Origin of the sequence: Sphingomonas sp. (assembly GCF_031426035.1) — a bacterium.
In the GTDB taxonomy this organism is placed as follows: Bacteria; Pseudomonadota; Alphaproteobacteria; order Sphingomonadales; family Sphingomonadaceae; genus Sphingomicrobium.
The window spans coordinates 1-12,628 of record NZ_JANPKO010000135.1; the positions used below are offsets into that span (position 1 = coordinate 1).

General features: G+C 68.8%; 14 protein-coding genes and 1 pseudogene. 5 read left to right on the forward strand and 10 right to left on the reverse strand.

All coding sequences use genetic code 11. From position 1 onward, the window contains the following. Positions 1 to 419: HD domain-containing protein (locus RMP08_RS09750; protein WP_310468803.1), on the reverse strand; the 419-nt coding region annotated here is incomplete at its 3' end. A 95-nt stretch (positions 420 to 514) separates the two neighbouring features. Then, the gene (locus RMP08_RS09755) at positions 515 to 838 is read right to left on the reverse strand and encodes a CC_3452 family protein (RefSeq protein WP_310468804.1); all 324 of its coding nucleotides are present in this window, start codon (positions 836 to 838) and stop codon (positions 515 to 517) included. Between the two features lie 122 nt (positions 839 to 960). Here RMP08_RS09755 and RMP08_RS09760 point away from each other — a divergent pair, with 122 nt between their 5' ends. Then, positions 961 to 1,458, forward strand: coding sequence for a helix-turn-helix domain-containing protein (locus tag RMP08_RS09760; RefSeq protein WP_310468805.1), 498 nt, complete (start codon positions 961 to 963; stop codon positions 1,456 to 1,458). Between the two features lie 56 nt (positions 1,459 to 1,514). Here the strand turns inward: RMP08_RS09760 and rpoZ are convergent, their stop codons facing one another. Then, a complete protein-coding gene (rpoZ, locus tag RMP08_RS09765; protein WP_310468806.1) occupies positions 1,515 to 1,856 on the reverse strand; it encodes a DNA-directed RNA polymerase subunit omega in 342 nt (113 codons plus the stop codon). Between the two features lie 44 nt (positions 1,857 to 1,900). Between rpoZ and RMP08_RS09770 the strand changes: the two genes are divergently transcribed. Then, positions 1,901 to 3,172 carry a phosphatidylserine/phosphatidylglycerophosphate/cardiolipin synthase family protein gene (locus RMP08_RS09770; RefSeq protein ID WP_310468807.1) on the forward strand — a complete coding sequence of 424 codons (1,272 nt, stop codon included), beginning with the start codon at positions 1,901 to 1,903 and terminating at the stop codon, positions 3,170 to 3,172. 105 nt (positions 3,173 to 3,277) lie between these two features. Here the strand turns inward: RMP08_RS09770 and RMP08_RS09775 are convergent, their stop codons facing one another. Then, positions 3,278 to 3,919 carry a methyltransferase domain-containing protein gene (locus tag RMP08_RS09775; RefSeq protein WP_310468808.1) on the reverse strand — a complete coding sequence of 214 codons (642 nt, stop codon included), beginning with the start codon at positions 3,917 to 3,919 and terminating at the stop codon, positions 3,278 to 3,280. A gap of 119 nt (positions 3,920 to 4,038) precedes the next feature. Here RMP08_RS09775 and RMP08_RS09780 point away from each other — a divergent pair, with 119 nt between their 5' ends. Next, positions 4,039 to 5,328 (forward strand): MFS transporter, encoded by a 1,290-nt coding sequence (locus tag RMP08_RS09780; protein ID WP_310468809.1) that lies wholly within the window; start codon positions 4,039 to 4,041, stop codon positions 5,326 to 5,328. On the opposite strand, the gene RMP08_RS09785 is transcribed toward RMP08_RS09780, so the two are convergent. From RMP08_RS09785 to RMP08_RS09795, 3 genes are read right to left on the reverse strand one after another with little or no spacing between them, the layout of a single operon-like run. Continuing rightward, complete coding sequence (locus RMP08_RS09785) at positions 5,325 to 7,631, reverse strand: CDC48 family AAA ATPase (RefSeq protein WP_310468810.1); 2,307 nt, start codon at positions 7,629 to 7,631, stop codon at positions 5,325 to 5,327. The genes RMP08_RS09780 and RMP08_RS09785 overlap by 4 nt on opposite strands. A 17-nt stretch (positions 7,632 to 7,648) precedes the next feature. Further along, entirely contained in the window at positions 7,649 to 8,407 is a 759-nt protein-coding gene (locus RMP08_RS09790) for an SDR family oxidoreductase (RefSeq protein WP_310468811.1), read from the reverse strand. After that, complete coding sequence (locus RMP08_RS09795) at positions 8,407 to 8,862, reverse strand: peptidylprolyl isomerase (RefSeq protein ID WP_310468812.1); 456 nt, start codon at positions 8,860 to 8,862, stop codon at positions 8,407 to 8,409. Before RMP08_RS09795 ends, RMP08_RS09790 begins: the two co-directional genes overlap by 1 nt. Before the next feature lie 112 nt (positions 8,863 to 8,974). Between RMP08_RS09795 and mgtE the strand changes: the two genes are divergently transcribed. Both mgtE and RMP08_RS09805 read left to right on the forward strand, forming a co-directional pair. After that, the gene (gene mgtE / locus RMP08_RS09800; protein WP_310468813.1) at positions 8,975 to 10,381 is read left to right on the forward strand and encodes a magnesium transporter; all 1,407 of its coding nucleotides are present in this window, start codon (positions 8,975 to 8,977) and stop codon (positions 10,379 to 10,381) included. A 7-nt stretch (positions 10,382 to 10,388) separates the two neighbouring features. Further along, positions 10,389 to 10,787, forward strand: coding sequence for a DUF1489 family protein (locus RMP08_RS09805; protein WP_310468814.1), 399 nt, complete (start codon positions 10,389 to 10,391; stop codon positions 10,785 to 10,787). Positions 10,788 to 10,790: 3 nt separating this feature from the next. On the opposite strand, the gene RMP08_RS09810 is transcribed toward RMP08_RS09805, so the two are convergent. From RMP08_RS09810 to RMP08_RS09820, 3 genes and pseudogenes are all read right to left on the reverse strand, one after another. Next, positions 10,791 to 11,495: a GIN domain-containing protein gene (locus RMP08_RS09810; protein WP_310468815.1), complete on the reverse strand. Its 705-nt coding sequence runs from the start codon at positions 11,493 to 11,495 to the stop codon at positions 10,791 to 10,793. Between the two features lie 36 nt (positions 11,496 to 11,531). After that, positions 11,532 to 12,248, reverse strand: coding sequence for a head GIN domain-containing protein (locus RMP08_RS09815; protein ID WP_310468816.1), 717 nt, complete (start codon positions 12,246 to 12,248; stop codon positions 11,532 to 11,534). A gap of 128 nt (positions 12,249 to 12,376) precedes the next feature. Then, positions 12,377 to 12,628: pseudogene (locus tag RMP08_RS09820) on the reverse strand (CarD family transcriptional regulator); the annotation flags it as partial.

Below are 12,628 nucleotides of genomic sequence, written 5' to 3' on the forward strand. Positions count from 1 at the left end.
CGGTCGGCGAGCTTGACCAGCAGGACGCGGATGTCGTCGCTCAGCGCGAGCAGGAACTTGCGCAGGTTTTCCGCGGCGCGCTCATTCTCCGACTGCGCCTCGATTTTGCTTAGCTTGGTCACCCCGTCGACCAGCCGCGCGACGTCCTTGCCGAACAGTCGCTCGATCTCTTCGGGCGTCGCCAGCGTGTCTTCGATGGTGTCGTGGAGGAACGCGGTGGCGATCGTCTGGTCGTCGAGCTTCAGGTCGGTGAGGATCCCGGCGACCTCGATCGGGTGGCTGAAATAGGGGTCGCCCGAGGCGCGCACCTGGGCGCCGTGGGCCTTCATCGAGAACACGTAGGCGCGGTTGATCAGACCCTCGTCGGCGTCGGGGTCGTAGGCGCGGACTTTCTCCACCAGCTCATATTGGCGCAGCACGTCTCTAGATGGGGCGTCCTTGGCGCATGTTGCAAGTGCGAAAGGCGTTTGCGCGGCCGTCCGGGAGGGAGGCGCCGGACGGCCGCGCGGACCGCTTAGCGCTGCTGCGCCAGTTGCGGCGTGTCGCCCTGCGGCGCCGCGGCGTTGCACTTGGCCAGCTCGGCGGCGCTGAACGCGCGGCCGTCGGCGGTGAAGCTGGCGAGCCTGCCGACGCGCTTGGCAAGGCCCTGGCACAGCACCGCCGGGCGGCTTTCCTCGGTCGCGCCCTGACAGGCGTCAGGGCCGCAGCGCCAGGTGATATCGCGCGCGATGATGCGGCTGTCAGACGCCGGCGCGAACGGCTTGGCGGAGAAAGTGGAGGCCGCGGCCGGGCCCGCGAGGAGGGTCGCGGCGAGCAGGGTAGCGAGAGTGCGGGTCATCGGTGGTCTCCGATTTTGCGTTTCAGATAGAAACTTAGTAGCGTAACAAGGTTTCAAAGCGCAACTGTCTTTTTTCCGACAAATGTGCTTGTTGGCCGCGGGGAGACGGGAGTGCGCGGACAGTGAGTGAGTCGGTAGGCCGAATCGACGCGTTCAAGGCGGCGGCGTTGAAATGCCCGTTGCCCGAGGCGATCGAACTGATCGGCGAGCGCTGGGCGTTCCTGATCCTGCGCGGCGCGCTCAACGGCCTCGCCCATTTCGAGGAGTTTCAGGCCGGCCTCGGCATCGCCCGCAACATCCTCTCGGACCGCCTCGGCAAGATGGTCGCCGGCGGCATCCTCGAGCGCTCGGCCGATCCCGCCGACCGCCGCAAGATCATCTACGCCCTCAGCCCCAAGGGCGAGGCCCTGCTCCCGGTGGTGCTCGCGCTGCGCCAATGGGGCGAGGATTGGGGCCACGGCAGCATGGACATCGTGCTCGCCGACCGCCGCGACGGCCGCCCGATCCGCCGCATCGCGGTGCAGGCCGAGGACGGCCGCACCCTCGGCCTCGAGGAACTGATGTGGGTCGAGCGCGGCGCGGTCGGCAAAGGCCACGCCAAAGCAAGCGCCGCCGCCTGACACGAAAAGGGCGGCCCGAAAGCCGCCCCTTCCTCATTCACTATTTGCGCCGGCGCTTACTCGTAATCGCCGCCCGACGGGGTCGGGCGCGGCGGCGCGGCGGCGGTCAGGCGCAGCGCCTCGGCCGATTCGCTCAGGCTCGCCAGCTCGTCGGTGGCGTCTTCCTCGTCGACACGGACCTTCTGCAGATTGCCGATGATCGCCTCCTCGAGATCGCGCGGGCGGACCGTCTCCTCGGCGATTTCGCGCAACGCGACGACCGGGTTCTTGTCGCGGTCGCGCTCGATCGTCAGGTCGGCGCCGCCGGACACCTGGCGGGCACGCTGCGCCGCCATCAGGATGAGGTCGAACCGGTTGGAAACCTTGTCAACGCAATCTTCGACCGTAACGCGCGCCATGGGCCGCTCCGCTGCTGGATAGGGGTGAATGGAGAGGCCGCGATATGGTCGGCGGCGCCCGCAAAGTCAAGGAAAGCGCCGCCGCCGACGCAGTGCTTGCGCCGCGCCCGCGCCACCGCCACAGCAGGCGCGTCATGGTCACCCAGCCGATCTGGCCGCGCCTCGCGGCCGCCGACCCCATCGCCGCCCGGGTCGCCGGCACCAGCCTGACCCTGATCGAGCACGGTCCCGACCGCCTCCAGGCGATCCTCGACCTCATCGCCGGCGCCCAGGCCAGCCTACGCATGCTGTTCTACATGTTCAGCAACGACCACAGCGGCACCGCGGTGCGCGACGCGCTGCTTGCCGCGATCGGCCGCGGGGTCGAGGTCAAACTGCTGCTCGACGGCTTCGGCTCGGCCGGGACGCCGGTCGAGTTCTTCCAGCCGATCAGCGACGCCGGCGGGCAATTCTGCCGCTTCCACCCGCGCTACGGCCGCCGCTATCTGCTCCGCAACCACCAGAAACTGGTCATCGCCGACGACCGCCGCGCATTGATCGGCGGCGCCAACATCCAGGACAGCTACCTGCTCGGCGAGGGCCCGCCGTTCTGGCGCGACCTGCTCCTCGCGCTCGACGGCGACGCGGTGCCGCCCGCCTCAAAATATTTCGACGCGGTCTATCGCTGGACCACGCGCAAGGGCGCCAAGCTGCGCTCGCTCAAGCGGCTGGTCCGCCGGCACAGCGATTTTCGCGGCGACCTGCAATGGAAGTTCAGCGGTCCGCTCAGCCTGCGCAACCCGTGGCCGGCAAGCATCGTGCGCGAGATCTGCGACGGCTGCCGGCTGGACATGATCGCGGCCTATTTTTCGCCGCCACGCGCCATGCTGCGCCGGCTCGGCCACCTCGGGCGCAACAGCGGCGTGCGCATCATCACCGCCGCCAAGTCCGACAACCAAGCAACCATCGGCGCCGCCCGCGACACCTACAGCCGGCTGCTACGCAGCAAGGTCGAGATGTACGAGTATCAGCCGACCAAGCTCCACACCAAGCTCGCGATCGCGGGCGACGTCACCTACATCGGCTCGGCCAATTTCGACTTTCGCAGCCTGTACATCAATTGCGAGATCATGCTGCGCATCGACCACGCCGGCTTCGCCAACAAGATGCGCACCTATTTCGAGCGCGAACTCGCCGATTCGCTCGCCATCACGCCCGAACTCCACAAAAGCCGCGCGAGCCCGTTGCGGCGGCTCAAATGGCGCGTGTCGCACTGGCTGGTGACGTCGATGGACTACACCATGGCCCGCCGCTTCAACTTGGGAGCCGAACTTTAATCCCCCCTCGCATTAGCGGGGGAGGGGGACCGCGCGCAGCGTGGTGGAGGGGCCCCCGTCAGCCCTGACGGGCCGCCACCTCCGCCGGCGAAAGCGAGGGAAGATCTACTCCGCGGCCTCTTCGCGCCACGCCCAGAACAAAGTCGCCGGGGGCACATTGATCCACTCGAAACCGCGGTCGATGCGCTGGAACCACGGCTTGATGAAGTCGAGCACCTTGGGGCTGAACTGATAGACCAGGAACGCGCCGCCGGGGCGGATCACGCGCGACGTCGCCTTGCCGATCGCCGCGCCGACGCCCGGCGGCAGGGTCGAAAAGGGCAGGCCCGACAGCACGTAATCGGCATGGTCGAAGCCGCGGTCGGCGACGATCTTCTCGACCTCGGCGGCCGATCCGGCGACCGCGACTAACCGGGGGTCGTCGATGTCTTTCTTCAAATAGGACACAAACTCGGCGTTGGTGTCGATCGCGATCAGCGTCGCGTCGGGGCCGAGCCGGTCGAGGATCGGGCGGGTGAAGGTGCCCACCCCCGGCCCATATTCGACGAACAGCTTGGTGTTGTCCCAGTCGACCGGGCCGAGCATCTTGTCGATCAGTTTGTCGCTCGACGGGATGATCGAGCCGACCATCACCGGGTTCTTCAAAAAGCCGCGCAAGAACTGCCAGCGCGGGCTCGGCACGCGGTGCGCGGAACGGCGCACAAAGCGGCGTGGGCCCTTGAGGGTTCGGGCGGTCGAAGTCGGCATTGAGGGCACCTGGGGAAAAGGAAGCGCGAAGCGTTGGCAAATGCGCCGTGAATTGGCAAGGTCGGCTCGTCGCGCATCAACGCCTTTCGCTCGCGTTCGGGCTCGCCTAAAGCGCGCCAGTGCTGGCGATCACCCCCAAACGCGGTGTCGGAACCACCGCGCTGACCACGCCGCATTTCCTCTTGCTGTATGCCGCGATGCTGGTCGCGGCGGCGGGCAACACCGCGCTGCAATCGGTGATGCCGGCGATCGGGCGCGAGATCGGCATCGCCGATTTCTGGGTCGCCATCGCCTACACCTGGTCGGCGGTGCTGTGGGTGCTGCTGGCGCCGTACTGGGCGGAAAAGAGCGACCGCCACGGGCGCAAGCTGCTGACCCTGATGGGGATCGGCGGGTTCATCGTCTCGATGCTGATCTGCGGGATGATCCTCCACGCCGGGCTCGAGGGGTGGATCGGCGGGGTGCTGACCTTCGTCCTGTTCGCCGTCGCGCGCGGCATCTACGGCTCGCTTGGTTGCGCCACGCCGTCGGCGACCCAGGCCTATCTCGCCTCGCGCACCCGCCGCAGCGGGCGCGTCGCCGCGCTCTCGGCTCTGTCCTCGTCGTTCGGCCTCGGCACCATCGTCGGTCCCGCGCTGGCGCCGCTGTTCGTGCTCCCCATCCTCGGCCTCGCGGGCCCGCTGTTTGCGTTCGCCGCGATCGCCATCGGCGTGTTCGCCGCGGTGCTGTGGTGGCTCCCCAACGACCGCTTCGCGCGGCGCAGCGGGCGCGGCGCGGCGATGAGCTATCCGTCGATGGCCTCGGCGGTGACCGGCGCGAGCGTGATCGCCGCCACCGCGCCGCGGCGCACGCGGCTTAAATGGCACGACTCGCGGATCCGCAGCTGGATCATCGCCGGGGTCGCCGCCGGCCACGCCCAAGCCGCGACCCTGACCTCGATCGGCTTCTTCGTCATCGACCGCCTCGGCATCGCCCCGCGCGGCTCGGAGCAGCCGATCGCGATCGTCATGATGGCCGGCGCCTCGGCCACGCTCGCCGCGCAATGGGGCCTCATCCCGCGCCTCAACATCGGCCCGCGCGCGCTCATCCTGTGGGGTGCATCGATCGCCGCCGCGGGGCTCGTCGCGACCATGCTCGCCGACGATCTCTACGGCATCACGATCGGTTTCGCTCTGGCCTCGATCGGCTTCGGCCTGACCCGCCCCGGCTTCACCGGCGGCGCATCGCTCGCCGTGCCGCTGGCCGAGCAGGGTAGCGTCGCCGGGGTGATCACCGCCGCCAACGGCATCAGCTTCGTCGCCGCGCCGGGCGCCGGCATGCTGCTCTATGCGGTCGATCCCAACCTGCCGTTCGCGGTCGGCGCGCTGGTGCTGGTCGGCCTCATCCTGTGGGCGCGCAAGGCGCTTTAGGCGGGCTCGTCCGGCTTGGGCCCGCGCGGCCGCAGCATCCCCGGCAGCACGAACCCGATCCCGCCGTTGGGGCGCACCGCGTCGCTCTTCAGGGTCAGCTTGATGCGCTCATATTCCTCGAGCATCTCGGGCGTCACCGACGCGCGCGTTTCGCCCAGCGCGGCCTCGAAATCGGCCTTGGTCACCTTGCCCTCGTCGAGGCCCCTCCGCAGCGCGTTCAGCCCCGCTCGCCGCACCAGATCCTCGAGGTCGGCGCCGGTAAAACGCTCGCTGCGCTGGGCCAGCGATTCGAGGTCGACGTCGTCGGCCAGCGGCATGCCGGCGGTATGGATCGCCAGAATCCGCCGCCGGCCGGCGGTGTCGGGCGTGCCGACATAGATCAGTTCGTCGAACCGCCCCGGGCGGAGCAGCGCGGGGTCGATCAGATTGGGCCGGTTGGTGGCGCCGATCACCACCACGTTCTGCATCTCCTCGAGCCCGTCCATCTCCGCCAAGATCGTGTTGACCACGCGCTCGGTGACCTGCGGCTCGCCGAGGCCCCCGCCGCGCGCGGGAACCAGGCTGTCGAGCTCGTCGAAGAAAATTACCGTCGGCGCGACCTGGCGCGCGCGGGCGAACAGTCGCGTGATCTGCTGCTCGCTCTCGCCATACCATTTCGACAACAGGTCGGATGATTTGGTGGCGATGAAATTGGCTTCGCTCTCGCGCGCCACCGCCTTGGCCAGCAGCGTCTTGCCGGTGCCCGGCGGGCCGTACAGCAGGAACCCGCGGGCAGGGCGGATGCCGAGCCGGCGGAATGCCTCGGGGTGTTTCAACGGCAGCTCGACGCCCTCGCGCAATTTGTCGCGCGCTTCGTCGAGCCCGCCGATGTCGTCCCATCCGACGTTGGGCGCCTCGACCATCACCTCGCGCATCGCCGACGGCTGGACGCGCTTGAGCGCATTGGTGAAGTCGGCGAGGTCGACCGCCAGCGCGTCGAGGATGTCGGCCGGGATGGCCTCCTCCGCGAGGTTGATGCGCGGCATGATTCGCCGCACCGATTCGAGCGCGGCCTCGCGGGTCAGCGCGGCGAGGTCGGCGCCGACGAAGCCGTAGGTGCGCCGCGCCAGCTCATCGAGGTCGACATCGGGGCCGAGCGGCATGCCGCGGGTGTGGATGCCGAGGATTTCGCGCCGCCCGCCCTGGTCGGGCACGCCGACCACGATCTCGCGGTCGAAGCGCCCCGGCCGGCGCAGCGCCTCGTCCAGCGCTTCGGGCCGGTTGGTGGCCGCGATGACCACCAGATTCTGCCTCGGTTCGATCCCGTCCATCAGCGTAAGCAGTTGCGCAACCAGCCGTTTTTCCGCCTCGCCCGAGACCTGCCCGCGTTTGGGCGCGATCGAGTCGATCTCGTCGATAAAGATGATCGAAGGCGCCGCCGCCGCGGCCTTTTCAAATAGTTCGCGCAGTCTCTTTTCGCTCTCCCCGTACGCCGACCCCATGATCTCGGGCCCCGCGATGTGGAAGAAGCTCGCCGCGCTTTCATTCGCCACCGCGCGCGCCAATCGCGTCTTGCCGGTGCCCGGCGGCCCGTGCAGCAACACCCCCTTGGGCGGGTCGACGCCCAATCGCTGGAACAGCTCGGGATGGCGCAACGGCAGCTCAACCATTTCGCGCAGCGCGTCGATGGTGTCCTTCATCCCGCCCAAATCGTCGTAGGTGACATCGGCGCGCCGCTCGCCGTCTTTCTCGGCAAACTCCGGCAGCAATTCGACCGTGGTCTTGCCGTCGATGTGGACGATCCCCTTGGGAACGGTCGACACCACCGCCAGCCGCACTTCCTGCAGCGCGAACGCCGGCGCCCGCAGCATCGCGCGGACCTCCTCCGGCAGGTTGGCGTCGATCCGCTGGTGGCCGGTGGTGGCGACCACATCGCCCTCGGTCAGCGGGCGCCGCGCGAAGCTGCGCTTCAACGCGTCGGCCGAGCCCTGCAGCCGGACATTGCCCTGGGCCGGTGCGAACACCACCCGCGTCGCCGGTTTGGAGGTCGCCTTGCGGATCTCGACAAAATCGCCCGAGCCCGCTTCGGCATTGGCGCGCTGGAGGCCGTCGAGGCGGACGATATCGAGCCCGTCATCCTCGTCGTAGGGGCGCAGCGCGCGCGCGGTAGTGGTGCGCTTGCCGACGATCTCGATCACGTCGCCGTCATTGAGCCCGAGCGCCTGCATCAACCGCAGCGGCAGCCGCGCGAACCCGCTTCCGGCGTCGGCCGGCGACAGGTTGGCGACCTGGACCTTGCGCGCCGCGGTTTCTGAGTCGCCCACTCAAATGCTCCTTCGCATCAATATTTGATCGCGCCGGCGATCTTGCGCACGACCGCACGCGGGAACAGCCGCGTCGACCACGCGCCCACTTTATTGAGCGCACCGGTTATCACGATTGCCCGGTTGCGCTCCAATCCATCGAGTCCGGCGCGGACCACCGGTGCGGCGTCCATTGCCAAGCGGTCGAACGATCCGCCCGCGCCCATCCCGGCGACCTCGCCGAACTCGGTCCGCGTCGGCCCCGGGCACAAAGCCGTGACGCGCACGCCATGCGGCTTCAATTCCTCGTGCAACGCCTCGCTCAGCGACAGCACGTACGCCTTGGTCGCGAAGTAGACCGCGATGTTCGGCCCCGGCTGGAACGCCGCGGTCGAGGCGACATTGAGGATACCGCCCGCCTTGCGCGCGATCATCCCCGGCGCCACCGCGCGGCACAAATCGGTCAGCGCGCCGACGTTCAAGTCGATCATCGCCCGCTGCCGGACGGCGTCGAGTTCTGCGAATTTGCCCTTCAATCCGAACCCGGCATTGTTGACCAGCACATCGACATGCTCGCCGGCTCCCGCGATGTCGGCGATCAGCCGCTCCGCCGCGCCCGGCTCGCCCAGGTCGATCGCCACCGCCCGCGCATTGCCGAGCTCCTTGGCCAGCGCCTCGAGCCGGTCCCTGCGCCGCGCCGCCAGCACCAGCCGATGCCCGCGCGCGCTCAGCTGCCGCGCGAACTCGACGCCGAGCCCGGCCGAGGCGCCGGTGACCAGGGCGACCGGTTGCGTCACTAGGCGACGGTCGCCTTTACGATCGTCCCCGGCTCGCGCGGCGGCTCGCCCTTGGGCAGCGCATCGACATGCTCCATCCCGCTCTCGACCTCGCCCCACACGGTGTACTGGCGGTCGAGGAAGCCGGCGTCGTCGAAGCAGATGAAGAACTGGCTGTTGGCGCTGTCGGGGTCCGACGTCCGCGCCATCGAGCAAGTCCCGCGGACATGTGGCTCGCCCGAGAACTCGGCCTTCAGATTGGGCAATTTGGAGCCGCCGCTGCCGGTACCCGTCGGGTCGCCGCCCTGCGCCATGAAGCCGGGGATCACGCGGTGGAACTTGACCCCGTCGTAGAATCCTTCGCGCGCCAGCGTGGCGATCCGCTCGACATGGCCCGGCGCGAGATCGGGGCGCAGCTTGATCACGACGTCGCCGCCGCTCGAGAGAGAAAAGGTCAGGCGGTCGGCGTCGGCCATGGCTTGGGCTCCGTTGGAATGAGGGTGAGCCCGCGCATTTAGGGACGGCCGGCTGCTTGCGCCAGAGCAGGCGCGGCAATAGGGAAGCGCCACCGGGTCGAAAGGGCAGCAGATGAGCGAAACCAGCGCCGCCGCCCCCGAGGTCAACACCCATCACGTGATGGACGACGAGGACCGGCTGCGGCCCGATTTCGTCGAGCGCGTGCTCGATGCCGTGGACAGCGGCGACGATGCCACTGCGCGCGCTTTGGTCGAGCCGCTCCACCCCGCCGACGTCGCCGATCTGATCGAGCTCGCCGCGCGCGACGATCGCGAGGGGCTGGTCAAGGCGCTCGCCGGGATCGTCGATGCCGACGTGCTGGCGGAGATGAACGAGCACGTCCGCGAGACCTTGCTCGACGCGCTCGAGCCGCAGCAGGTCGCCGACCTCGCCGGCCAGATGGACACCGACGACGCGGTCGCGATTCTCGAAGATTTGGAAGAGGACGAGCAGCAGGCGGTGCTGCGCGCGATGGAGCCCGACGACCGCGCCGCGATCGAGGAAGCGCTCGCCTACCCCGACGAATCGGCCGGCCGCCTGATGCAGCGCGACCTGATCGCGGTGCCCGAGCATTGGACCGTCGGCCAGGTCATCGACTACCTCCGCTCGGGCGACGAGCTGGCGGAAGACTTCTGGGAAGTGTTCGTGGTCGGCCCCAGCCACCACCCGGTCGGCACCTGCAAATTGTCGACCATCCTGCGCAAGAAGCGCTCGACTCCGGTCGCCGACGTGATGTTGCGCGATCAGACCCTGATCCCGGTCGACATGGACCAGGAGGAAGTCGCGCTGCGCTTCCAGAAATACGCGTTGATCTCGGCCGCGGTGGTCGACGGCGCCGGGCGGCTGGTCGGGATGATCACCGTCGACGACGTCGTCCACATCATCCAGGAGGAAGCCAGCGAGGACGTCCTGCTGCTGTCCGGCGCGGGCGAGGAAGGCGACATCAACGAGCCGGTCGGCGAAAGCTACCGCGCCCGCGTCCGCTGGCTGATCGCCAACCTGCTCACCGCGTTGGTCGCCGCCTTCGTCATCCGCCAGTTCGAGCATTCGATCGAGCGCCTCGCCATCCTCGCCGTGTTGATGCCGATCGTCGCCGGGGTCGGCGGCAATGCCGGCACGCAGACGCTGGCGGTGACGGTGCGCGCGCTCGCCACCAACCAGCTGACCGGCTCCAACCGCTGGCGCGCGGTCGGCCGCGAAATCCGCGTCGCTTTATTGAACGGCCTGACCATCGCGGTGCTGATCGGCTTCGGCGTCACCATCGTGCTCGGCAGCAGCGCGCTCGGTGTGGTGATCGCAGCGGCGATGCTGATCAACATCATCGTCGCCGGGTTCGCCGGGGTCGCCGTCCCGCTATTGCTCGAGCGCGCCGGCGCCGATCCCGCGGTGGCGTCGAGCGTGTTCGTCACCATGATCACCGATTCGATGGGCTTCCTCGCCTTTCTCGGCCTTGCCACCGCGTCGGGGCTGGTGCCTTAGGCGGCGCGTGCCCCTTCACCTGACCAAGGTTGCCGTCGGTTGCCGCACCATCGAGGCGCTCGAGAAGCGCGTCGCGGCGCGCACGCACAATGGCGAAATGCGGGTGCCGACCAAACTGCGCCCCAAGCGGATGGACGAGCTGGTCGGCGGCTGCATCCACTGGATCGTCAAGCATCGCCTGGTCGGGCGCCAGGTCATCCTGCGGTTTGAGGACCGCAAGGACGGCCGCATCGACATCGTCGTCGCCGGCGATCTCGAATTGATCCCCGCGGTGCCCAAACGCGCCCACCAGGGCTGGCGCTACCTCAGCGACGACGATGCGCCGGGCGAGGATGGCGACGACAGCGGCACCAGCGCGCTTCCCCCGCGCCTCTACGGCAAGCTCGCGGCGATGGGACTGGTGTGAGCCTCAGCGGCAGCCGCTGACGCTCGCCGACCCGGACGTCCTGACGGTGCAGGCCGGCGCCCCGCCGAGCTCGATGGTGCTGGTGCCGGTGGCGTCGATCTTGGCGCTGTTGGTGACCGCCAGCCGCACGGTCGAACTGCCTTGGGCGGTAATCGCCGCATCCTTGGCCTCGAGCGCGCTGGCGTCGAGCGCGCCAACGCCGTTGATGGTCGTGGTGATCTTCCCCGCGGTGCCGGCGAGGCTGGCGCTGCCGCTGCCCGCAATGCCCACGCGCAACTGGTCGACCGCGACGGAGGCGATGCGCGCCGCGCCCGAGCCGAACACGGTCAGTTCGAAGGACAGCCCCTTGGCGCGATCGATCGCCAAGCTGCCCGACCCGTTGAGAATCACCGAGGTCAGGTCATGCGTGCCGATCGCGACATCCACCGCGCTGCTCGATTCACCGGGATAGCCGCCCCACGTGCCGGTCCGCTTGAGCTTCACGATCAGGGTCCGCCCGCGCATTTCGATCAGCACCGCGTCGAGCGCGGCCGTGCTGCCGCTGGCCCGCGCGAACGGCGCCACCCCGGTGGTCAGCGTGACCCGGAACGGCCCCTCGACGCGCACTTGCTCGTAGCCGGCCACGCCGAAATTGCGCTCCGCCGCCGCGGCGGGGGCAGCGGCGAGAAGCGCGGCGGGAAGGGCGATGCAGCAAAGGCGAAATGTCATGCGCCCACCTTTCGGCGCGCATGGTTAAGATCGCCTTTACGAGCAGTCGACGTTGCCCGAGCCGGCCTTGCTCACCGTGCACTTGGCGCCGCCGGTCATCCGCACATTGCCCGATCCCGCGATGTCCACCGCCGCGGTGGCGGTGGCGTGCGCGGCGACATTGCCCGACCCGGCGATCGACACCCGCGCCCGCTCGGCGACCAGCTTGCCGGCGTTGATGTCGCCCGATCCGGCGATGTCATAATCGGCCTCGGCGGCGCGCCCGGCGGCGGCGAACTCGCCCGATCCGGCGATGCCGACCTTGAGCTGGTTGACCGCCACCGCGGCCAGCCTGAGGTCGCCCGAGCCCGCGACCTCGCCCTCGAAGCGGTCGCCGCCGACCTTGTCGACCTTGATCGACCCCGATCCCGCGATCCCGGCCTTGGCCAGCCCCGGCACCGTCACCGCGACGCGCACCGGCCCGCGGTTGGACCAGCCGAAGCTCAGGCCCTTGTTCTTCCTGGGATAGATTTTGAGAGTCCGTCCCTCGACCTTGACCACCATCCGCTCGACATCGCGCTCGCTGCCGTCGGCCGACACGCTGGGTGCCGGTCCGGTGCGCACGTCGACGTCATACGGCCCGGCAACTTCGATCTGGTCGAACGCGCCGACCGCGAAGCTGCGCTGGGTGCGCGGGCCGTTTTCGCTGCGCGCCTCGCCGCACGCCGCCGTCATCGCCGCCGCTGCGGCAACTCCCAACGCCAATGTTCGCATGATCCGCCTCCTGTTGCGTGTTAGTGCAGTAATACACCAAGACATCGCGCCAAGGCAAGCGGCAAAACAAAAGGGGCGCACCGATCAGGCACGCCCCTCATTGTTCAGCGGGTCAGGCTATCGCGGAATTACGCGATTTCCTTGGCCTTGTTGTGGATCACCGCGGCCTTGTTCAGAATCTCGAGGATCTTGACCAGCGCGGTCGGCTCGTCGACCTGCTCCATCGCGGCCAGCTCGCGCGCCAGGCGCGACGAGGCGGCTTCGAAGATCTGCCGCTCCGAATAGCTCTGCTCGGGCTGGTCGTCGGCGCGGAACAGGTCGCGGGTCACTTCGGCGATCGACGTCAGGTCGCCCGAATTGATCTTCGCTTCATATTCCTG